Raw genomic sequence first — 20,946 nt, 5'->3', positions numbered from 1 at the left:
TAATTTTGTACGTAAAAATACGTAGAATTGCGCTATTTTAAAATCATTATAAATAACAGCGAAATGGTTGTAGTTCTTTTGTAATTGAGTTATTTTTGTCTAATTTTTTAAAACAAACTACTTAACACTTATGGCACAATCTGCACTATTGAATGCTTCCATCTTAAAGAAAGTAGCTATGGCTCTTTCGGGAATATTCTTAATCACGTTTTTAGCGCTGCATGTTTCCTTAAATTTTATTTCTATTTTGAGTGAAGATGTTTTTAACGAAGCTTCTCACTTTATGGGATACAATCCGCTGATACAATATGTAATGCAGCCAGTTTTGGCATTCGGAGTAATTTTCCATTTTGTAATGGGATTTATTCTTACCGCTCAAAATAGCGCGGCACGACCAATTGCGTACGCTAAATACAACGGAGCTGCAAACGCTTCTTGGAGTTCTAGAAATATGATTATTTCTGGATTGGTTATTTTGGCTTTCTTAGGATTGCACTTTTATGATTTCTGGTTTCCTGAAGTTAGCTATAAATATATAGCTGGTACGGCACCAGATGCTACGAGGTATTATGGTGAGTTAGTTCACAAATTTCATGACCCAATTCGTACGGCATTGTACTGTGTGTCATTTATCCTTTTAGGATTCCACTTGTGGCATGGGTTTGCATCTTCTCTTCAATCTGTAGGGATGCACAACAAGTACTCTAGATTTTTATCAAAAGTAGGTTACTGGTTCGCAGTTGTAGTTCCAGCGCTTTTTGTAATTATCGCTTTATTTCATCATTTCAATAATTAATATCAATTATAATGGCATTAGATTCAAAAATTCCAAATGGTCCTATAGCGGACAAATGGACAAATTATAAAGATCATATTAATTTAGTAAACCCTGCTAACAAACGTAATTTAGATATTATTGTAGTTGGTACAGGTTTAGCTGGAGGTTCGGCTGCGGCTACTTTAGCAGAGTTAGGATATAACGTAAAAGCATTTTGTTTCCAAGATTCTCCACGTCGTGCGCACTCTATTGCAGCACAAGGAGGTATCAACGCAGCAAAAAACTATAAAGGTGACGGTGACTCGATTTACAGATTGTTTTACGATACTGTAAAAGGTGGTGATTACCGTGCTCGTGAGGCAAACGTTTATCGTTTGGCTGAAGTTTCTGGTAATATTATTGACCAATGTGTGGCTCAAGGGGTGCCATTGGCTCGTGAATATGGCGGACTTTTAGATAACCGTTCTTTTGGAGGAACTTTGGTTTCTCGTACATTTTATGCACAAGGACAAACTGGACAACAATTATTGTTAGGAGCTTATTCTGCAATGAACCGTCAAATTGGTCGTGGAAAAATTAAAATGTACAACCGTCACGAAATGCTTGACATTGTAATCGTGAATGGAAAAGCGAGAGGTATTATCGCTCGTGACTTAATTACAGGAAAAATAGAAAGACATTCTGCTCACGCGGTAGTAGTTGGTTCTGGAGGATACGGAAACGTATTTTTCCTTTCAACAAATGCTATGGGAAGTAACGCAACAGCAGCTTGGAAAATTCATAAAAAAGGAGCGTTTTTCGCAAATCCTTGCTACACACAAATTCACCCAACATGTATTCCGGTTTCAGGAGATCACCAGTCTAAATTGACTTTGATGTCTGAGTCTTTACGTAATGACGGTCGTATTTGGGTGCCTAAAAACTTGGAAGATGCAAAAGCGATCCGTGAAGGAAAGAAAAAAGCAACAGATTTATCTGAAGACGAAAGAGATTATTTCTTAGAAAGAAGATATCCAGCTTTTGGTAACTTAGTACCTCGTGACGTTGCGTCTCGTGCGGCTAAAGAGAGATGTGATGCTGGTTTTGGAGTTAACAAAACTGGAGAAGCAGTTTACTTAGATTTCGCAGCAGCTATCAAACGTTACGGAACTGAAGATGCTTATGTAAAAGGTTTAGATGATAAAGATGCTGCTTTGGTAACTAAATTAGGAGCTGCAATCGTGAAAAGTAAATACGGAAACTTATTCCAGATGTATTACAAAATCGTCGACGAAGATCCTTATACAACACCAATGATGATTTACCCAGCAGTTCACTACACAATGGGTGGAACTTGGGTTGATTATAACTTAATGACGACAATTCCTGGATGTTTCTCTATTGGAGAGTCTAACTTCTCTGACCACGGAGCAAACAGACTTGGAGCTTCTGCTTTAATGCAAGGTTTAGCTGATGGATATTTCGTATTGCCATATACTATCGGAGATTATTTAGCTCCAGATATTAAAATGGGAGAAATTTCTACAGACTTGCCAGAATTCGTTGAAGCTGAAAAAGCGGTTGTAGATCAAATCAATAAATTTATCAATAACAACGGTAAACATTCTGTAGATTATTTCCATAAAAAACTTGGAAAAATTATGTGGAATAAAGTAGGTATGGCTCGTAACGCTAAAGGTTTAACTGAAGCTATCGAAGAAATTGCTGCTTTACGTGAAGAGTTTTATAAAGATGTAAAAGTGCCAGGAAGCGCTTACGAATTTAATCAGGAATTAGAAAAAGCAACTCGTGTTGCCGATTTCTTAGAATTAGGAGAATTGTTCGCGAAAGATGCTTTACACCGTAACGAATCTTGTGGAGGTCACTTCCGTGAGGAATACCAAACAGAAGAAGGAGAAGCACTTCGTGATGACGAAAACTTTGCATATGTTGCAGCTTGGGAATACAAAGGAAAACCAAGTGATGCAGTATTACACAAAGAACCTCTTAACTACGAAAACATTAAATTAGTTCAAAGAAGCTATAAATAGTATTTAGAAAAGTCTTAATACTTTTTTCTTAATACTTAATACTTATACAAAATGAAACTTACATTAAAAATATGGCGTCAAAAAAACGCTCAAGATAAAGGAGGGATTGTAGAATATCCTATTGACGGAATCGAGCCGGACATGTCTTTCCTTGAAATGTTAGATGTTCTTAACGAAGGTCTAATTAACAAAGGAGAAGAACCAGTAGCATTTGACCACGATTGTCGTGAGGGAATCTGCGGAATGTGTTCTTTATTCATCAACGGAGAAGCGCACGGACCAGACAGAGGTGTTACAACTTGTCAATTACACATGCGTATGTTTAAAGATGGAGATACAATTTTTATCGAGCCATTTAGAGCAAAAGCTTTCCCTGTAATTAAAGATTTAGTGGTTGATAGAAGTTCTTTTGACAGAATTCAACACGCAGGAGGATTTATCTCTGTAAATACTTCAGGAAATACAATCGACGCGAATACTATTCCGGTTAACAAAGACGATGCAGATAAATCATTTGATGCTGCCGCTTGTATTGGTTGTGGAGCTTGTGTTGCGACTTGTAAAAACTCTTCAGCAATGTTATTCGTTTCTGCAAAAGTTTCTCAATATGCATTATTGCCACAAGGTAAAGTTGAAGCAACGGATCGTGTTTTACACATGGTTCACCAAATGGATTTAGAAGGTTTCGGTAACTGTACAAATACAGGAGCTTGTGAAATAGAATGTCCAAAAGGAATTTCGCTTGAAAATATCGCACGTATGAACCGTGAGTATTTAGCAGCAAGCTTGAAAGGATAATACGCAATTTAGTATATTTTAAAAACGCTTCCGTTACGACGGAAGCGTTTTTTTGTTTCTATTCATAATACAATTGCGAAGCGCTTATTTCTTCTTTCTTTTGACCTTCTTTCTGAATGAAACAATTTAAAATTGTGCCTCCAGTTAAGTCAAAATAACTAATGTTGAGCTTGTGAAAACCTTTTTCTATTTTAACAGCGCCATAAGCTTCATTTGCCCAATGAATGTTGTCATTATTTACAATGAGCTCATCATCTATAAAAAGCTTCGATCCGTCGTCTGAAAGTGTCGAAAAAGTATAATTTCCTGTTTCTGGAATAAAGATATATCCATTAAATTTTAAGCCTATATAACGCTCTAATTTCGTTTTCCATTTTTCAGCACTTATTTTGCTTTCTAATATTCCTGAAGAAACAGGTTTTGAAAGTTCTAAATCTTGAACCTGCGAAAAATTCCCAGTAAAATATTCATATTTCAAACCATTCTTTTTAGGTTGAATTTTCAAAGCAGGTTTTAAATCTGGATTTCGAACAATGATTTTATTGATAGAACTTCTTTTGCCGCTTTCGCTAATTTGAATCGTTTTGATGATTCGATATTCTCCTTTCGGAATATTTATGGTGACAGGGTTTTGATACCAATTGGCTGTTTCATCAGGATTATAACCATCAATTGTATAAAATATCTTTCCGTTTTTGATGGTTGGTTTTAAATCTAAAATATATTTTGATGCAATTAAAGCCGTTTCATCAGCACCAAAAGGTGTTGTAACTTTATACAATCTATTTTGAAATTCCAATTTTTCTAAATGATAAGGCAGTTGATTTTGAATAAAATGGTTGTAGTCTTTGTTTTTTGGTTCTGTCCAAGCAATTTCTGCTAAAGCCAAAACACGCGGATAAAGCATATAATTCAATTTTGCTGGGCTAGTTAAATATTCAGACCAAAGATTGGCTTGAACTCCGATAATATATTTTTGTTCTTCAACAGATAAACTATCAACGGGAGTTGGATTGTAATGATACACTTTATCCAAAGTGCTCAATCTGCCTACGGTAAGCGGTTCGTTTGGCGAATAACCTTGATTGTAATCAAAATAAACCGTTCCTTCTGGAGTCATTACAACCGGATGTTTCAGTTTTGCTGCATGAATTCCGCCCGATTCTCCTCTCCAAGACATAACAGCTGCGTTAGGTGCGAGTCCGCCTTCGAGAATTTCATCCCAACCAAAAATCTGTCTTCCATTTGCATTCAAGAATTTTTCAATTCTTTTGATGAAATAACTCTGCAGTTCATGCTCGTCTTTCAAACCTAGATCTTTGATTCGTTTTTGACAATTTGGACAAACTTTCCATCTTGTTTTTGGACATTCGTCTCCTCCCACATGAATATTTTTACTTGGAAACAAAGCCATAACTTCTGTTAAAACATCCTCTAAAAAAGTAAAAGTTTCTTCTTTTCCTGCGCAGAAAACATCTTCAAAAACACCCCAAGATTCTACCACTTTATAATTTCGATCTGGAAAGCAAGCCAAATTTGGATAAGCAGTAACCGCCGCCGATGCATGCCCTGGCATTTCGATTTCTGGAATTACATTCACATAATTCTCTTCGGCAAATTTTACAACTTCTTTGATTTCTTCTTGCTTATAAAATCCTCCATAAGGATTTCCGTCAAAGAAAAAAGGAGTTCTTTCGAATTTATTTCCGACTAAAGTCTGATTTCTTTTCGATCCGATTTCAGTTAGTTTTGGATATTTTTTAATCTCAATTCTCCAACCTTGATCGTCGGTTAAATGCCAATGAAAATTATTTAATTTATAACTGGCCATTTGTGCAATAAAATCTTTTATAACATCAACGGAGAAGAAATGACGGCAGACGTCTAAATGTAAGCCTCGGTAAGAATATCGAGGGGAATCTTCGATAATTACGCATGGCAATTTTATTTCAGTATAAATTTTGTTTGGAAGGAGCTGCAATAAAGATTGAACGGCATAAAAAAGTCCTTCTTCTTGACCAGTAATTGTAATTTTATTCGGAGTAATTTCAATTTTGTATCCTTCTTTTGACGAAAGATTTTTGCTTGAATCAAATTCAATTTTAAGATTCGATTTTTTCGAATTGGCTTTCGCATTCAATACTGATTCTAAAATTTTAGCCGATTTTAATTCCTTTTCACTATAATTTTTATTTTTAAAATTAATCTGTACTTTTCCATTTATCCGAATGCTATCTCCAGTCAATTTGTACAAATTTGGAGCGGGGATAATAGAAATGTTTTGTTGGGAGTTTTGTGCTTTTCCGTTTAAAAAAGAAAGAACAAAAAATAAAAAAAGGAATTTTTTCATAGGAGAAAAACTTTAGATTTTTATTAAAAACAGTTTTAAAAACATTAAAATGCTTTTAAACTAATTTATTGAAAATTTTTATTGCCAATACGGCTTTTGGTTTCGATGAATTATTTGATGAAATGTTTATTTTTGTAATTAGAAAAAAACAATCGGCATGAGCACTGAAAATGAAGTTTTAAATTACAGTAAAGAAGAACGTAAAAATCATATTCTAAAAGAGATCAATTTGCACACGCGTGTGAGTTTTGAAACTCTTTCGGCTAAACTTGGTGTTTCCGAAGATACTGTTCGTCGTGATATTAATGAACTTGACGCTGACGCACTTTTAATTAAAGTAAAAGGCGGCGCCATGACAAAAGGATATCACTATTCTTCATCAAACCAGACTTATGCTGTCGAAGCTAAACAAGTTATTGCACAAAAAGCGGTTGGCCTTCTTCATGACGGAATGGTTTTAATTGTTGATGGCGGAACTACCATTCGAGAGTTCATCCGATTAATTCCAAACGATCTTAATTTAACTGTTTTTACGATTACGGCTTTAACTGCGGTTCAGCTTTTAGACAAACCTAATATTAAAACGATCATGATTGGAGGAAGCATTTCTTCTTATAGTCAGATGTGTGTGAGCGGAGAAGCTTTTCATCAATTGGCCAACATAAAAGCAGATCTTTTGGTTTTAGGAACAAATGCTTTAGACGTAGACGGCGGTTATTCTGATTCTGATTGGGAAACCGTTCAGGTAAAAAAAGCAATGATTCAGGCTTCTAAAAAAACGGCAGTTTTGACTATTACAGAAAAATTAAATACAGTTCTTAAAATGAAAATTGCTAATTTATCTGAAGTGAATTATGTAATTACCGAAGAAGAACCCAATCACGAAAAATTACAGAAATACAAAAGCGCCGTTCCAAGTCTGATTGTGATCTAATCCCAATGTTTTACTAAAAAATCAATCCAATTTTGATGAAAGATCTTTTTTAAATCTTCATCAGAATAACCATGATTTTTAAATATCAGAACCAATTTTTGTAAATCAGCAATCGTATCTAAATCATACGGACATTGTTCTGTTCCAAAAGCGCCATCCAAATCAGAACCAATTCCGATATGATTTGCATTTCCCGCAAGCTGGCAAATATGATCCATGTGCTGAAAAGCAGTTTCTAAGCTGCAATTCATTTTTTTAGGATCAGAAATTCCTCTTTCCCAATTTGGAACCATCATCCAAGCATCTAAAGCACCGCCAATAACGGCTCCTCTTGAAACTAAAGCTTGGATCATTTCATCGCTATATTGCCTATTATGATCAACTAAAGCCCTGCAATTGTTGTGGCTTGCCCAAACTGCGCCGTTAAAATGATTCAAGGCCTGCCAAAAAGCATCGTCGCACAAATGCGTTGCATCGAGAATAATATTTAAACGCTCCATTTCTTTCAACAAATCAATTCCGTTCTGATTCATTTTTCCAGTTGCATCCGTTCCGTTTGCATATCGGCCTGGACCATAATGTGCAGGACCAACAGCTCTCAATCCGTAATGATAAGCTTTTTCGAGATAAGAAACATTAATAATAGAATCGGCTCCTTCCAAACTTAATATATATCCAATTGGTTTTTTGTCGTTTGGAGTTCCATCATTCCATACATTAAAATGATTTAAAAGCGATTTTTTGTCTGTAATCTGCGTCATTTCTCCTGCTTCTTCCATGCTTTTATACCACGCAAGTTGACCTTGTGTTTGTGCCCAAGCTTGTTCTGGAGAATTCCACCCCGGAATTATGCTATCAGGTTTTACAAATCGTGCAATTTGAGTGGCGACCACAATTCCGATATTTCCTTTTCTAAGATCAGGAAAAGAAACCGTGGCGCGTTCGCGATCTGGTTTGTCGGTCATTCCTTTTTCTAAGTTTCGTAAAGTCGGAACATCGTTTCTCAGATCTCGATTCCATTCCATTGCATTCATGCTGAGATCTAAGTGGGCATCTAGTATAAACATAGGATTTAAAATTTAAATAGTATTTTTTCGGCCTCGGGCGCCAACTGGCCATTGCGCGTAAATTTGCTGTTTTTTGTTTACTGCCTGAAGATTATCGTACAAAGCAACAGTCGGGCAGACATGATAAGGTCCAGCATAAATAATGTCGCCAATTTCATATTCGTTTTGGCCTTTATTTTCAAGAATCAAATGTTCTTCTGAATGTGCGGTTGGAATCAAATTTTCATCATTTAGAATGGTCAATCTTTTGTCAATCGGATTTTCAGATGAAACGGCTTTATAACCAATATCTACGCAAAATGTGTTTTTAGTTGGTTTAGAAATAATAGTTCCAACGATTACTAAAGCAGGTTTGAAATCTTGTTCGGGTAAATGAATTTGATAATTCGAATCCCAAAAAACAAAAGTTCCTGGACTGCATTCTACATTTTCCTGCGCTGCATAAAACGGAAAAGTATTAGAACCGCCAGCGACAATTTTAAAGTGTTCTGCTTTATTAATAATCTGCTCAAAAGACTTAGAAGCTTCTAAATTTCGTTCTTCAACACTTCCTTTTATATGGCCGTCATAAATATGGATTCCTTCAAATTGAATATTTTTTAATTGTGAAATAGCATCAATTAACCCAGTCCAATTTTCTGAAATCGAAAAACCAGTTCGGTTCATTCCTGTATTTAAATCCAAATAAACAGAAAGAACGAGATTATTTCTTTTGGCAATTTCATTTAAATCCGAAGCTGTTTTCAGATTGTCTACAATAGTTGAAAAATGAGTTTCAGGGAATTTTTTAATTAATGAAATCCATCTTTCCGCTTTTAATCCAACAGGCTGATACGCTAAAAGAATGTCTTCAATTTGCTGATTTGTAGCAAGCTCTGCTTCCGAAATTGTGGCACATTTTATTTTCTTGATGTTGTAAATTTTAAAAAGCTCTAAAACTTCGGCATTTTTATGTGTTTTTATATGCGGACGCAATCTTTGCGTGTCGCCTTTCACATAAGAAATCAACTTTTCGATATTTTGACGTACTCGATCTTCGTAAACTGCTAAAAATGGAGTGTCGATAAGAGTTTCGGATTTTATTTCCCACCAGTTCTTTTGCATGGTTCATGGTTTTTAGCTAGTTGTAAAACATTGAGTTTATTTAAACACATAGAAACATAGATTTAGAGGCTGTTTAAGGCGTTTCACTTTCCATTAATAAGAAAATGACTTGTCTCATTTATTTCAACCTTTAAAAATTCAAATAATAAGAATCTATGTTTCTAAGTGTTTAAAATAATGTTTTAGAAAAAAATTAGTGCAATTCAAAAAGTGCCTCAACTTCAACAGGGATATTATCAGGAAGCGAACCAAATCCGACTGCACTTCTTACTCCGATTCCGTTTTCTTGTCCCCAAACTTCTGCAAATAATTCACTGCATCCATTAATCACATAAGGATGTTTTAAGAAATCAGATGTGCAATTCACCATTCCGAGAACTTTGATCACTCTTTTTACTTTGCTTAAGCTTCCAAAATTGGTTACGATTGTAGAAAGCATGGTTAGTCCAACTTGCCTTGCTGCTAATTTTCCTGCTTCAATATCCATATCTTCTCCAATGCGTCCGATGATTAATGATTTATCGTCTTGTACAGGTCCGTGTCCTGAAAGATACAAGTATTTGCCGTCTACTAAATAGGGTTTGTAAATTCCTAAAGGCTGTGGAGCAGGGGGAAGTGACAAACCTAGGCTTTCGAATTTTTCTTGCGGATTTAAACTCATGATTTTAATGTATTAAAGCGTTTAAAATAAATATAAATACAATTCCTAAAACAGAAACCAAAGATTCCATTACGGTCCAGGATTTAAAAGTGTCTTTTAGGCTAATGTTGAAATATTCTTTGAACATCCAGAAACTCGGATCGTTTACATGCGAACACATTAAACTTCCGGCACCGACAGAGAGTACAAAGAGATTGGGGTCGAGATCATTAGATTGTAGTAAAGGTAATAAAACACTCGCAGTCATTAAACCTGCAGCAGTTGCCGAACCAACACAAATACGAATGATGGCGGCCATCATCCAGGCTAATAAAAACGGATGAATATTGACTTGGTTTAAAGTAGCAACAATGGTTTCGTTTACGCCACTTACAATCATAACTTCTTTTAAACAGCCCGCGCCACCAACAATTAGGACAATTAAAGCAACATCTTTTATCGCTTGTGTATAATCGTCCATAACAGATGACATGCTTCTGTTCATTTTAATTCCTAAAGTATAAGTGCATAAAAGAAGAGACAAAAGCATAATGATACTCGGGTCTCCAATAATTTTGCAGATAGCGATTAGTTTTTCATTATCTGAAATTAAAGGTAATAGAGAAGTAATCGTTAATCCGAAAACAGGAAATAAGGCAGAGAATAAACTCAAACCAAAACTTGGAAGTTTGCCCTCGTTCGTTATTTCTTCGACATTTAAAATTTCATGATCCGATTCGGTTTTGATGTTTTTAAAGCGTGTTGAAAACCATAAACCTGCAATTAAAATGGTCGGAATGGCGATTATGATTCCGTAAATTAAAACCAAACCAATATCTGCTTTTAGAATACTGCTCAATGCCATTGGCGAAGGATGAGGCGGAAGAAAACCATGTGCCACAGAAAGCGAAGCCAGCATTGGAATCCCTAAATATACTTTTGATAATTTAAATTGATGTGCAACAGAAAAAATCAGCGGAACTAAAAGTACAAATCCAACGCTATAAAAAAGCGGAATTCCGATTATAAATCCAGTAATCATTAAGCCCAAACGAACGTATTTTCTTCCCGTCCAATTCATAACTGTTTTGGCAATGACATTTGCGGCTCCAGACGAAACGGCCAATTTTCCGATACATGTTCCAAAAACAATAATTAAAGTAATAGATCCGAGCATTTCGCCAAGACCTTTTTGCAAAACAGGTGAAATAGTTTCTATTGGCAAACCAAGAAAAAGTGCAGCCAAAAGGGAGGTAATGATAAACGCGATAAACGGATTAATTTTGAACCAAGCAATCTGTAAAATCAAGAAAATAATGCATGCAGTGAGTATGAGAATGCTCATGATTGGTGGTTGGTTTTTAGTTAGTTATAATTGTGGTTGGAATTCCAAATATATAAAATAATTCCACATGTCGCATTTTTTTTGCAAAAACTGCATTTTTTTTGCAATTGTAATGTTAAAATTATTGAGAGATAAAGGAGTAATAAGCTTATGTTTTCTACCTTTATATAAAAATTCATAAGATGAAAATTGCTTTAATCCAAACCGATCTTTTTTGGCAAGATGCCAGTAAAAACAGAGAAAATTTTGATTTGAAAATTGATGAAATTCAATCGGAAGTCAATCTCATTGTCCTTCCTGAAATGTTTTCGACCGGATTTACAATGAATGCTTCTGAGGTTGCCGAAACGATGCAAGGAGAAACGATTGAATGGATGAAATTGAAAGCAAAACAAAAAAATGCTGCCGTAACAGGAAGTGTTGTCATCACAGAAAACGAAAAGTTTTATAATAGGATGTTTTTTGTTTTTCCGTCAGGCGAATTTCAGTATTACGATAAAAGGCATTCTTTTTCTCTCGCCGGTGAAGACAAAGTGTACAGCTGCGGAAATAAAAAGGTAATTATAGATTATCTAGATTGGAAAATATGTCTGCAGGTTTGTTACGATTTGAGATTTCCGGTTTTTGTACGTAATGTAGAAAACTACGACCTTATTTTGTATGTTGCCAATTGGCCAAAAGTACGTACCAATGCTTGGGATGCTTTGCTAAAAGCACGTGCGATAGAAAATCTTTCTTATGTGGTTGGGGTAAACAGAATTGGTAACGATGCTCACGATTACGAACATATTGGCCATTCTCAAGCAATAGATTTTTTGGGCAATTATATTTTAGAGCCACAAGAAAAAAATGGTGTCTTTGTCGTAGAATTAGACAAAAACACCATGTATGAAACGCGTAAAAAATTAGACTTTTTAAGCGATAGAGATCAGTTTGAAATTAAGTTTTAAAAAGCTTTTCGTTTCTTTTCTGCTTCTTTTTTCTTTTTATCGTCTTCTTTCTTCTCCACTTCTGGATTAAAAGGAATGCTCAAGTCGATTGTTTCGTTCCGATCCCAATTGGCTCGGACATCAAATTCTTCTTGATTATAAAATACTTCTTCTGCGTATTTCTTTTCTAAGAAATTACCAGTGTCGTATTGTTTGTTTTTATTGTCGTCATAAATAATGCGTACAGTAAAAACATCAGGTTGCAAAAGGTTGAATTCTAAAGTAGTTGCCCCTTCAGAATATCCTTCGGCTAAAACTACATCTCCTTTTTTATTGGTCAATTCAACAATTATAGGAAAACGTTTGACATTTTTAAGAGTCAATATCAGATTTCCGTAATCGGCGTGTTCTTTAGTGCTGAGTTTATAGGATAAAGTATCATTTGTTTTTTCATAAAAATCGGTCAAAGCACCTGGTAAGAAAGTGAAACTATATTTATCCAATGGTTCTTTTTTGAAATCGAAATATAATTTCTGTTCAAATTCATCATATTCCGTTGTATAAGGAACAGCAACAGAATCTTTATTAACCAAAGCGATTTTAGATTTGTCAAATTTTACTAACGGAGTTTCGGTTTCCAAAGTAAAACGTTCTCTAAAATTAATCTGACCGTTTTGTACCGCTTTAATATTTAAAGTATCTTTTTTCAAGGCTTTAATCTTGAACGAAAATCTTTTTTTATAATCTCCTTTTTCAACTTCCATTGATAACGAATCGGCTTTTATTGGTTTGTACCAAACTTGAAGCGAATCTTTTTTAGGAAACTGCGTTACGATAGTTTCAAGAACTTCGTCGCCATTTTTAAGTGTAATTTTTGGTTTTGAATTTTTGAAATCCTGTTTTCCTTCATAAGGAAGAAACAAACGATTTCCTGAAGCCTGAATAGGTTTGAAAGCTTTTAATGGCAATGTTTCTTTAAATAGTTCCACCTCATAAACCGTGTCCGACGGAATTGTGATGTAGCTTTTCAAAAATCCGATTTTATCATCTTTTGGATTAAATTTATTATTTGAACCTTTATCTTTTAGTGCTACCAAAAGATATTTTCCTTCTCTTAAATTTTCAAACTGAAAAGTTCGCATACTGTCCAAAGTATTCGTAATGTAGCGCGGAAACTCTTTGTAAATGGTAGAATCTTTAAATTTATCATTTACTTCATATAACATTACAGAAACAAAATTGTCAACATACTTTCCGTACGCATCTTTAATTTTTCCGTTCAGTTTAAGTGAATCAATATGCGATCCAGTCGAAAACACATATTTAAACTGGTTTAGCGCGTTTCCTTCATTGTTGTCTGTAATCGCCTGTCCAAAATTTAAACTATAAGTTGTATTGGGCTGTAAAGTATCTCGAAGTTCGATCTTTATAAATTTGCTGACATTTGTAGGCGTAATTAATGGCTCATTTTTTAAAGGCGGAGAAATAATAAGCTGTTTATTGGTGTTTTTAAGTTTGACATATTCGTCAAAATTTAAAGTAATAGTATTTCCTTTAAAATCTGTACTGAAATTTTTAGGAAAACTAGATATTAAAACAGGAGGTAATGTATCTTTTAAACCGCCGGTAATGCTGCCTCTTTTCGCGCAGCTTATCATGGATATTAGAATTACAAATGCAATGTATTTTAAGGTGTCTTTCAACATAACGGTTTTTCAATTTGATTGCACAAAATAACGATTATATTTGCTTTAATTGAAATTTTTTATCCATTTATTAGGATTTGCGACTTTTGGAAATCTTCAAAAATTTTAGTGTTTAAAATGCTATAATTTCTTACTTTTGAATTAAAATGTAATTTTCCTAAGTTTTGTTCAAACGATTTTTCCCAGTTTTGTTTCTCTTTTTAATGCTGTCATGCACTAAAAATGAAAAGCCAGTAATCTCCTTTTATTATTGGAAAACAATCTTCAAGTTTTCTGAAACGGAAAAAGAAGCATTGAAAGAAAACAGTGTTCAGAAACTTTATGTACGATATTTTGACATTGGAATTCATCCAGAATCCAATTTTCCGATTCCCATCAGTCCTGTTCGTTTTGAAGAAAACCCGAAAGAATATGCTATTGTTCCCGTTGTTTTTATTCAGAACAAAGTGATGCTTCAGCCTAATCTTGATGTGAAGGATTTGGCGCAAAAAACCTTTGATTTTATCGAACAAATCAATTCTAAAAATAAAATTTCGTGTGAAGAGATTCAAATTGATTGCGATTGGACTTTAAAAAGTAAAGAGAACTATCTGAAATTTATAGAAGTTTTTAAAAAGCTTTCGCAGAAGAAACTTTCAGCCACCATTCGATTGCATCAGGTGAAATATTTCAAAAAAACAAAAATTCCGAATGTTGATTCGGGAGTTTTGATGTATTACAATATGGGATCGATTGCGTCCGATTCTCTAAATTCTATTTACGATAAGAAAGTGGCAGAACGATATCTTAAAAGTTTAAAAAGATATCCCCTTCATTTAGATTTTGCTTTTCCAATTTATTCTTGGGGAGTTCATATTAGAAATAATAAAGTGATCGGACTTCGTTCTAAAATGAATAGCGCAACATTAGAAAAAGATTCCAATTTTGAAAAAACAACTCCGATTTTTTTCAGGGTAAAACATTCCAATTATAAAAATGGTGTTTTTTATGAAGAAAACGATCTCTTGAAAATAGAAGAAATAAAACCAAAAGATTTAAAAGAAATGGCAGAAGATTTGCAAGATAATCTTGTAGAAAAGCCAAACGAAATTATATTTTACGATTTAGACGAATTCAATTTAAACACTTATGAAAAAAATACTTTTAAGCAGATTATTTCTTGCTTCTAGTGCCGTTTTGCTTTCTGCATTCGGAATTATATATGCCTGCGCAGATGGAGATTGGGATTATTTAGGATCTTATAATTCAAATTTTACTCCAGAAACTTTTGCTGATAAATCGTATTCGCCTTTGTTTTTATCTGGTGGTATTTTTTACGGAATTGGTTTTGACACCCAGCATAATTCTCGTTTTAATAAAAATATAAAATCAGATTGGGCAGATTATCTAAAAGGAAAAGTCGATACCACAACAGTCAATTATTTTTTGATTGGTGATGAAAAGCCTAAATATTATTCTGATGACAAAAATACCATCAAAAATAAAGAAGAAATAGAAGGTTTGCATGTTTATTATAAAACGAAAAAAGAAAATAAAAGCACGCAAAAATGGGGTAAAAAGTTGAATCTGAAAGATGAGAAAGTAAAAAACTTTGTTGAGTTTCTTTATTTGGCTCAAAAAATAGAAACAGTATCTATTGGAGACGATTATTGGAGCTACGATCCAGTTGTGGCAAAAACGTTCAATGATGCCAAAATGATTCAGTCGATAGAAAATGTATACAACACTTTGTCGGATCCGTTTTTGAAAAACAGATATTGGTTCTTGACCATGAAAGCACGTTTTTATAGTAACGACAAACAAAAAGCAATTGATTTTTTTAATAAAACAGAAAGTTCTGTTGCCAGAAATACTTTGTATTATCGCGCTTTAGCGTATGTTGCCGGAATTAATTATAAACAAAAAAAATACGCGACTTCGAACTATTTATATGCTCAGGTTTTTGATAAATGTCCAGAATTAAGAGTGGTTACAGCGTATAGCTTCAAGCCAAAAAACGAATCAGATTGGACTAAGGCTTTGGCGTTGGCAAAAGACAATAAAGAAAAAGCGGCGCTTTGGGCAATTCATGGATATTATAAAGACGAAAAACAAGCAATTGAAAAAATCTACGAATTAGATCCTAAAAGCGAACATTTAAATTATCTCGGAACAAGATTGGTTAATTCGCTAGAGCAAAAAATAAACAATTCGTTTCAGACCGACGGGCAAGGAGAAAATCAGAAACCAAAACCGCAAACTGTTGCTGAAAATAAAACAGAAAATAAGACGAAAGTTGATAATAGCGCTGTCGATTTAATTGCAAAAATTTCTGCTGCAGGAAATACCGATAAGCCTTATTTATGGGATATTTCACTTGGATATCTTCAAACGCTAAAAGGCGATTATGCTAATGCAGATAAAAATTACAGCAAAGCTGAAAAAACGCTTCCAAAAACAGAATTGGCGGGAATGCAGCTTCGTTTATTGCGTTTTGTAAATAATTTAAGCAAGATTGATAAGCTGACAGATAAAAATGAGAAAACAATTTTAGCTGATTTAAATTGGCTATACACAGAACTTCCTAAAAATTATAAAGGAGACACGTTTCGTTATCAAAATGCTTCTTCATGGAGCAGAAGCTATTTATCGCGTTTGTATAAAGAACAGGGCAATTTGGTTATGGCCGAGATTTACGGAGAATCACGCTATAGCTATTGGAATGATGGAAATGCATATTATGACAATGAAAAGAATTTGCTGGGAATAAAAAGCTTTTTGGAAAAATCGAATAAATCTGAAATTGAGAAAATTGGCGCAGGAATTTATAGTTTAAAACTGAAGGATATTAATAATTTCCAAGCAATTCAGTCCACTTTCAAAAACAAAATTCCAGAAGCAATTTCTTTTATGCAGCAAACAGATTCTGTTCAATATTATAAATTCTTAGGAAATCCGTTTAACGGAAATATAAAAGATTGCCACGATTGCGAGCACGCGGCGTATCAGAAAAGAAAATATACTTTTATGGATTTCTTGACCACTATAAAAGAAATGCAGGATAAATTGGCTCAGAAAGAAGATGTTTACACCAACAGCCTTTTGTTAGGAAATGCGTTTTATAATATTTCTCATTTTGGAAACGGAAGAACTTTTTACGAGATGAGTATTGTAGGTTATGGATCAGGCCCGTATTCGTTTAGAGATTCGATGAAAGAAATGATTACGAATAATTCGGTTTCTAAAATGTATTATCAGAAAGCTTTTGAAGCAGCTTCAAATAAAGAACAAAAAGCAAAATGTTTGTATCTGATTTCGAAATGTGAACGAAATGACTATTACAATAAAAAATACAATAAGATAAACAGCTATTGGGAAATTCAAGATGATAAAGTTAATTTTATCGCTTGGAACTCGTTCAAAGCTTTAAGAAAAGACTATTCGGATACGAAATATTATCAGGATGTAATTGCAGAATGCGGTTATTTTAGAACATATGTAAATCAATAATTTCGAAAAGATGGTAAATAAAATAGAACATATTGGGATTGCGGTAAAAAATATGGACGATGCTAATGTTTTGTTTGAAAAAATGCTTGGTGTTCCGTCTTATAAAATGGAAGCAGTAGAAAGTGAAGGGGTGTTAACGTCCTTTTTTCAGACGGGAAATAATAAAATTGAACTTTTGGTAGCAACAAATCCCGAAAGTCCTATTGCTAAATTCTTGGAGAAAAAAGGAGAAGGAATTCATCATATCGCTTTTGATGTTGATGATATCGAAGCCGAAATTGCACGTTTAAAAAATGAAGGTTTTGTCTTAATCAATGAAGTTCCGAAGAAAGGAGCAGACAATAAATTGGTTGTTTTTCTGCATCCGAAGAATACAAATGGCGTTTTGGTGGAGCTTTGCCAAGAAATTAAATAAAAAAATGTCATTTTAATTTTTGAATAAGATGTTGAAAATCAATTTCGTTTTTGAGATTCGGAGAAAGATTTAAAATTAAATTAAAATGATGTCTTAAAATATTTGGAGTGAATGAAAAATAGTAGTAATATTGCATCCTCTAAACCGGTCCTATAGCTCAGCTGGTTAGAGCACCTGACTCATAATCAGGTGGTCCCTGGTTCGAGCCCAGGTGGGACCACTTATTTTAGAACAGAAGCCTTTACAGAAATGTAAAGGCTTTTTTGTTTTTCGTGACGAGGATTTGACGACCTTCAAGTCTGGTTAATAGGTTAAAAAAAACTACATTCTATTCCATTTTTTTATTCTTTCAAATATCCGATGTTATATATTTTGGTAATTTAAACAATGAGCTAATTTATATTAACAGAAAAGGTGAAAAATATCATAGAAACGATGTTCTTGCCTGTGATTTTATTACAGCGAATAAAAATTTTAAAACTTTATCGAAGTAAAAAAAGATAAATTAGGTTATAAAATATTAGCGATATAATTTTACTTACGCGCTGATTGGTATTATTAAATATGTCAAAATAAAATAAATATTCACTTTTGCTAAGGTTTAATTTGAAAACGATGAATAAAAGACAAATTCTTGCTGTCATATATATTTTTTTTATACCCGGTTTTGTATTATTATCTGGGGCTTTTTATCTTTTTCAGCAGAAATCAAGTTTTATTGAAAAGTCAAATAGTGTTTATGGTACAGTTATAAAATCCATACCTCTTGCTGGAAATAAAAATGGATCGCTCTATTATCCCTACGTTTCATTTGTTACAAATTCAGGTAAACAAATAGAGTTCACGTCTAATAAGGGCACTTCTCTTCCTGGTTACATTGAAGGAACTCGGGTTAAGGTTTTGTACGATCCAACTAATCCGAATGAAGCTGAGATTGCTGGGGTGAACGGCTATTTTGTTCATCCGTCATTTTTGGTCTTTATTGGGGTATTTTTCGTTTTAATGGGGTTTTGGAAAATTTTTGAATCAGTATTTAAAAATAAGAAAAGTATAAAGGCTTTTACAGAGATGTAAAGGCTTTTTTGTTTTTAGTATTTTTTGAAGTGTGAAAATTGAAATTTTGCCTCATATTATTTAAACATCTATTTCTGTAAAATACCTTAACTTTATCCATCCAAAACAAATTTAATCTTCAGATGGATAGATTAACTCCCGAACAGAGGAGGAAAACTATGCAGGCGATAAAAAGTACTGCTACAAAAGGCGAAGTAAGGCTTGCTAAAGCATTATGGAAATTGGGTCACAGATACCGAAAAAACAATAAGAAAGTATTTGGAAGGCCTGATCTTACTTTTGCTAAATATAAAATTGCCATTTTTGTTGATAGTGAATTTTTTCATGGAAAAGATTGGGAAACGCAACAGCTAAGAATTAAATCAAATCAAGAATATTGGATTCCGAAAATTGAAAGAAACATACAGCGTGACGAAGAAGTTAATGCTTTTCTTATTTCTGAAAATTGGACGATTTTAAGATTCTGGAGTAAAGAGATTGAAAAAAATCTGGAAGTTTGTCTGGCAAAAATTGAAGGAACAATTATGCTTTTAAGTATTTAAACTTTTTCAGCTTTTAGCTGTCTAGCTTCAGCTTTCTCAATGCATTTGAATATTTCAGAAGCGAGCCTTTCTATAACAGGCATGCTTACAGAATTTCCAGCTTGTTTGTAAAGACTGGAATTTGAAATTTTGGGTAATTTGTAATGATCTGGAAATCCTTGAAAACGAAAACATTCTCTTGGGGTTAATTTTCTAAAGCCAAATTCAGTTGTAATGATTGGAACATTGTGGCCGCCGGTTCCCATGTTTGCAGTTAAAGTAGGGCAAACTTCTTTTTTGTTTTCTCGCACATACTGCCTCCTAAATTGATAAATTCTGTCTTCTCTCACAACGGCTTCCTTTAGCATGTTGTACATGTATTTGTCTTCGGTGTAATAGAATTTTTTATCGACTTTTTCTTTTGTAATTAAGTCGGTTACCTTTTTGGTTAATACTTCTTTCTCTGGGAAATTAAATCTAAACCCTTTTTTTACAAATTTTTTGTCAAAAGCAACCATGAAAATTCTCTCTCGATTATGCGGAATATTTCCAAAATCTCTAGTGTTTAAGATAGCACTGTCAAAAGTGTAGTCCCGTTTTTTGATTTCGCGCTGAATTACTTTCATTGTGTTTCCTTTATCGTGACCTTTTAGGTTTTTGACATTTTCAAGAAACACTACTTTAGGACGCATTTCGTCAATAAAATCTAATATTTTAAAAAAATGATTTCCTCTACTGTCTTTAAAGCCTTTTCTGTGGCCAGCTAGAGAAAAGGGTTGGCATGGAAATCCAGCTGTAAGAATGTCAATTTTATTGAGATCTTTTACGTTGAGCTGCATTACATCTCCTTCAATAAGTGTGTGCTCGAAATTGTTTCTGTATGTAACACAGGCTTTTTTGTCAAATTCATTTGCCCACTCTAATTTAAAACCTGCATTTTCAAAACCTAAACAAATACCGCCGACACCTGCGTATAAACTTCCGACTGTATATGGGTTTTTCATTTGATTAGTTAAAATTAAAAATAGATTTGAATTTGAATTTGTAAATCTTTTGGAATTGAGATGTATACGTACTTTGATTTTACAAATATATTAATTTGAGAACATTCTCTTGAATGTAATTAAAATTGAATCCAAACTTCTTTTTTTGACGTATATTCGATGAAAGACATTTTTTGAGAAAAAAATACTTTTTTAAGATAGGTAAATTCTTATAGACTTTTGAATGTTATGAATAATGTTGAAAATGAACGTTGTTCTTCTAGAACGTTTTCTGAAAAGGATTAGAAGTGTTTTTAAGAAAAATGTTAAAATTTGTTCTGGATTTTTGGTTTTAAAAGTTGGTTTTGTTTAAAAAACTTATACTTTTGTCCAAGATTTTGGAGATGGAAATGCGTTTGTGCGAAATTTCTATTAAAGAATATTTGTCAATAATTATCTAGAATTGCTGTTTGCAATAGCTTGAATTTATGAAAAATCTAAAAGCCCCATTTTTAGTAATTGCCTTATTTTTAAATGTTTTGTTAATGACTGCAGGACCTGCGCATCCGCCAGCTCCAGAAACTTCAGGAAGTACAGCTAAAAGTGCGAATGCTATGTCTACTACTGTTTGCGATGATCCAGCTTTTCCTGATTGTAATGATGGGGCGGGTTTTCCAATAGATCAACATGTTGTTTTTCTGCTATTAGGCGGTTTAGCTTTAGGTGCTACTGTAATATATAAAAATCAAATAAAAAAAGCTTCAATTTAATTGAAGCTTTTTT

General features: G+C 33.6%; 18 protein-coding genes and 1 tRNA gene. 12 read left to right on the top strand and 7 right to left on the bottom strand.

All coding sequences use genetic code 11. The features are described from left to right. The first annotated feature begins 130 nt into the window (after positions 1 to 130). The 3 genes from QLQ95_RS06675 to QLQ95_RS06665 are packed head-to-tail and all read left to right on the top strand — an operon-like array spanning position 131 to position 3,606. Positions 131 to 796, top strand: a complete 666-nt coding sequence (locus tag QLQ95_RS06675; protein ID WP_248728545.1) for a succinate dehydrogenase cytochrome b subunit — start codon at positions 131 to 133, stop codon at positions 794 to 796. An 11-nt stretch (positions 797 to 807) separates the two neighbouring features. Further along, complete coding sequence (locus QLQ95_RS06670; protein ID WP_095928370.1) at positions 808 to 2,808, top strand: fumarate reductase/succinate dehydrogenase flavoprotein subunit; 2,001 nt, start codon at positions 808 to 810, stop codon at positions 2,806 to 2,808. A 51-nt stretch (positions 2,809 to 2,859) separates the two neighbouring features. Beyond that, positions 2,860 to 3,606, top strand: a complete 747-nt coding sequence (locus QLQ95_RS06665; RefSeq protein ID WP_095928369.1) for a succinate dehydrogenase/fumarate reductase iron-sulfur subunit — start codon at positions 2,860 to 2,862, stop codon at positions 3,604 to 3,606. A gap of 58 nt (positions 3,607 to 3,664) precedes the next feature. Here the strand turns inward: QLQ95_RS06665 and QLQ95_RS06660 are convergent, their stop codons facing one another. Continuing rightward, a complete protein-coding gene (locus tag QLQ95_RS06660; RefSeq protein WP_482503131.1) occupies positions 3,665 to 5,956 on the bottom strand; it encodes a family 20 glycosylhydrolase in 2,292 nt (763 codons plus the stop codon). 157 nt (positions 5,957 to 6,113) lie between these two features. Between QLQ95_RS06660 and QLQ95_RS06655 the strand changes: the two genes are divergently transcribed. Next, complete coding sequence (locus tag QLQ95_RS06655; protein WP_095928367.1) at positions 6,114 to 6,890, top strand: DeoR/GlpR family DNA-binding transcription regulator; 777 nt, start codon at positions 6,114 to 6,116, stop codon at positions 6,888 to 6,890. On the opposite strand, the gene QLQ95_RS06650 is transcribed toward QLQ95_RS06655, so the two are convergent. The 4 genes from QLQ95_RS06650 to QLQ95_RS06635 all read right to left on the bottom strand — a co-directional run bounded on the left by QLQ95_RS06650 (position 6,887) and on the right by QLQ95_RS06635 (position 11,046). Then, a complete protein-coding gene (locus QLQ95_RS06650) occupies positions 6,887 to 7,957 on the bottom strand; it encodes a dipeptidase (protein ID WP_095928366.1) in 1,071 nt (356 codons plus the stop codon). The two genes, QLQ95_RS06655 and QLQ95_RS06650, sit on opposite strands and share 4 nt — an antisense overlap. A gap of 12 nt (positions 7,958 to 7,969) precedes the next feature. Then, positions 7,970 to 9,061: a D-TA family PLP-dependent enzyme gene (locus tag QLQ95_RS06645; protein WP_482503128.1), complete on the bottom strand. Its 1,092-nt coding sequence runs from the start codon at positions 9,059 to 9,061 to the stop codon at positions 7,970 to 7,972. A 193-nt stretch (positions 9,062 to 9,254) separates the two neighbouring features. After that, entirely contained in the window at positions 9,255 to 9,722 is a 468-nt protein-coding gene (locus QLQ95_RS06640; protein ID WP_482503126.1) for a RidA family protein, read from the bottom strand. Between the two features lie 4 nt (positions 9,723 to 9,726). Then, complete coding sequence (locus QLQ95_RS06635) at positions 9,727 to 11,046, bottom strand: GntP family permease (RefSeq protein WP_482503124.1); 1,320 nt, start codon at positions 11,044 to 11,046, stop codon at positions 9,727 to 9,729. A gap of 182 nt (positions 11,047 to 11,228) precedes the next feature. Here QLQ95_RS06635 and QLQ95_RS06630 point away from each other — a divergent pair, with 182 nt between their 5' ends. Continuing rightward, a complete protein-coding gene (locus QLQ95_RS06630; protein ID WP_482503122.1) occupies positions 11,229 to 11,996 on the top strand; it encodes a nitrilase family protein in 768 nt (255 codons plus the stop codon). Here the strand turns inward: QLQ95_RS06630 and QLQ95_RS06625 are convergent. Beyond that, the gene (locus tag QLQ95_RS06625) at positions 11,993 to 13,681 is read right to left on the bottom strand and encodes an Ig-like domain-containing domain (RefSeq protein WP_482503120.1); all 1,689 of its coding nucleotides are present in this window, start codon (positions 13,679 to 13,681) and stop codon (positions 11,993 to 11,995) included. The genes QLQ95_RS06630 and QLQ95_RS06625 overlap by 4 nt on opposite strands. A gap of 293 nt (positions 13,682 to 13,974) precedes the next feature. On the opposite strand from QLQ95_RS06625, the gene QLQ95_RS06620 reads away from it, so the two are divergent. The 6 genes from QLQ95_RS06620 to QLQ95_RS06595 all read left to right on the top strand — a co-directional run bounded on the left by QLQ95_RS06620 (position 13,975) and on the right by QLQ95_RS06595 (position 19,201). Then, positions 13,975 to 14,850: a hypothetical protein gene (locus QLQ95_RS06620; RefSeq protein ID WP_482503118.1), complete on the top strand. Its 876-nt coding sequence runs from the start codon at positions 13,975 to 13,977 to the stop codon at positions 14,848 to 14,850. Then, a complete protein-coding gene (locus tag QLQ95_RS06615; RefSeq protein WP_482503117.1) occupies positions 14,810 to 17,170 on the top strand; it encodes a hypothetical protein in 2,361 nt (786 codons plus the stop codon). Before QLQ95_RS06620 ends, QLQ95_RS06615 begins: the two co-directional genes overlap by 41 nt. A gap of 10 nt (positions 17,171 to 17,180) precedes the next feature. Continuing rightward, positions 17,181 to 17,585: a methylmalonyl-CoA epimerase gene (gene mce / locus QLQ95_RS06610; RefSeq protein ID WP_095928359.1), complete on the top strand. Its 405-nt coding sequence runs from the start codon at positions 17,181 to 17,183 to the stop codon at positions 17,583 to 17,585. A 146-nt stretch (positions 17,586 to 17,731) separates the two neighbouring features. Continuing rightward, a tRNA-Ile gene (locus QLQ95_RS06605) sits at positions 17,732 to 17,805 on the top strand. A 395-nt stretch (positions 17,806 to 18,200) separates the two neighbouring features. Beyond that, positions 18,201 to 18,659 (top strand): DUF3592 domain-containing protein, encoded by a 459-nt coding sequence (locus QLQ95_RS06600; protein ID WP_482503115.1) that lies wholly within the window; start codon positions 18,201 to 18,203, stop codon positions 18,657 to 18,659. Between the two features lie 122 nt (positions 18,660 to 18,781). Further along, positions 18,782 to 19,201, top strand: a complete 420-nt coding sequence (locus QLQ95_RS06595; protein WP_095928357.1) for a very short patch repair endonuclease — start codon at positions 18,782 to 18,784, stop codon at positions 19,199 to 19,201. Here QLQ95_RS06595 and dcm read toward each other — a convergent pair. Continuing rightward, positions 19,198 to 20,184 carry a DNA (cytosine-5-)-methyltransferase gene (dcm, locus tag QLQ95_RS06590; RefSeq protein ID WP_482503113.1) on the bottom strand — a complete coding sequence of 329 codons (987 nt, stop codon included), beginning with the start codon at positions 20,182 to 20,184 and terminating at the stop codon, positions 19,198 to 19,200. The genes QLQ95_RS06595 and dcm overlap by 4 nt on opposite strands. Positions 20,185 to 20,651: 467 nt before the next feature. Here dcm and QLQ95_RS06585 point away from each other — a divergent pair, with 467 nt between their 5' ends. Further along, positions 20,652 to 20,933 carry a hypothetical protein gene (locus tag QLQ95_RS06585; protein ID WP_482503111.1) on the top strand — a complete coding sequence of 94 codons (282 nt, stop codon included), beginning with the start codon at positions 20,652 to 20,654 and terminating at the stop codon, positions 20,931 to 20,933. Positions 20,934 to 20,946: the final 13 nt, after the last annotated feature.

This window comes from Flavobacterium sp. B330r (assembly GCF_056824325.1).
The sequence above is the reverse complement of the archived record's forward strand: the minus strand, read 5'-3'. Positions and strand labels throughout refer to the sequence as shown.

Bases quoted from the DNA above. Each gene is read 5' to 3' on its own strand.
- QLQ95_RS06625 (WP_482503120.1), bottom strand. From the start codon at position 13,681: ATGTTGAAAGACACCTTAAAATACATTGCATTTGTAATTCTAATATCC.
- QLQ95_RS06630 (WP_482503122.1), top strand. From the start codon at position 11,229: ATGAAAATTGCTTTAATCCAAACCGATCTTTTTTGGCAAGATGCCAGT.
- QLQ95_RS06595 (WP_095928357.1), top strand. From the start codon at position 18,782: ATGGATAGATTAACTCCCGAACAGAGGAGGAAAACTATGCAGGCGATA.
- QLQ95_RS06600 (WP_482503115.1), top strand. From the start codon at position 18,201: ATGAATAAAAGACAAATTCTTGCTGTCATATATATTTTTTTTATACCC.
- QLQ95_RS06640 (WP_482503126.1), bottom strand. From the start codon at position 9,722: ATGAGTTTAAATCCGCAAGAAAAATTCGAAAGCCTAGGTTTGTCACTT.
- QLQ95_RS06665 (WP_095928369.1), top strand. From the start codon at position 2,860: ATGAAACTTACATTAAAAATATGGCGTCAAAAAAACGCTCAAGATAAA.
- mce (WP_095928359.1), top strand. From the start codon at position 17,181: ATGGTAAATAAAATAGAACATATTGGGATTGCGGTAAAAAATATGGAC.
- QLQ95_RS06650 (WP_095928366.1), bottom strand. From the start codon at position 7,957: ATGTTTATACTAGATGCCCACTTAGATCTCAGCATGAATGCAATGGAA.
- dcm (WP_482503113.1), bottom strand. From the start codon at position 20,184: ATGAAAAACCCATATACAGTCGGAAGTTTATACGCAGGTGTCGGCGGT.
- QLQ95_RS06670 (WP_095928370.1), top strand. From the start codon at position 808: ATGGCATTAGATTCAAAAATTCCAAATGGTCCTATAGCGGACAAATGG.
- QLQ95_RS06675 (WP_248728545.1), top strand. From the start codon at position 131: ATGGCACAATCTGCACTATTGAATGCTTCCATCTTAAAGAAAGTAGCT.
- QLQ95_RS06655 (WP_095928367.1), top strand. From the start codon at position 6,114: ATGAGCACTGAAAATGAAGTTTTAAATTACAGTAAAGAAGAACGTAAA.
- QLQ95_RS06645 (WP_482503128.1), bottom strand. From the start codon at position 9,061: ATGCAAAAGAACTGGTGGGAAATAAAATCCGAAACTCTTATCGACACT.
- QLQ95_RS06615 (WP_482503117.1), top strand. From the start codon at position 14,810: ATGAAAAAAATACTTTTAAGCAGATTATTTCTTGCTTCTAGTGCCGTT.
- QLQ95_RS06635 (WP_482503124.1), bottom strand. From the start codon at position 11,046: ATGAGCATTCTCATACTCACTGCATGCATTATTTTCTTGATTTTACAG.
- QLQ95_RS06585 (WP_482503111.1), top strand. From the start codon at position 20,652: ATGAAAAATCTAAAAGCCCCATTTTTAGTAATTGCCTTATTTTTAAAT.
- QLQ95_RS06660 (WP_482503131.1), bottom strand. From the start codon at position 5,956: ATGAAAAAATTCCTTTTTTTATTTTTTGTTCTTTCTTTTTTAAACGGA.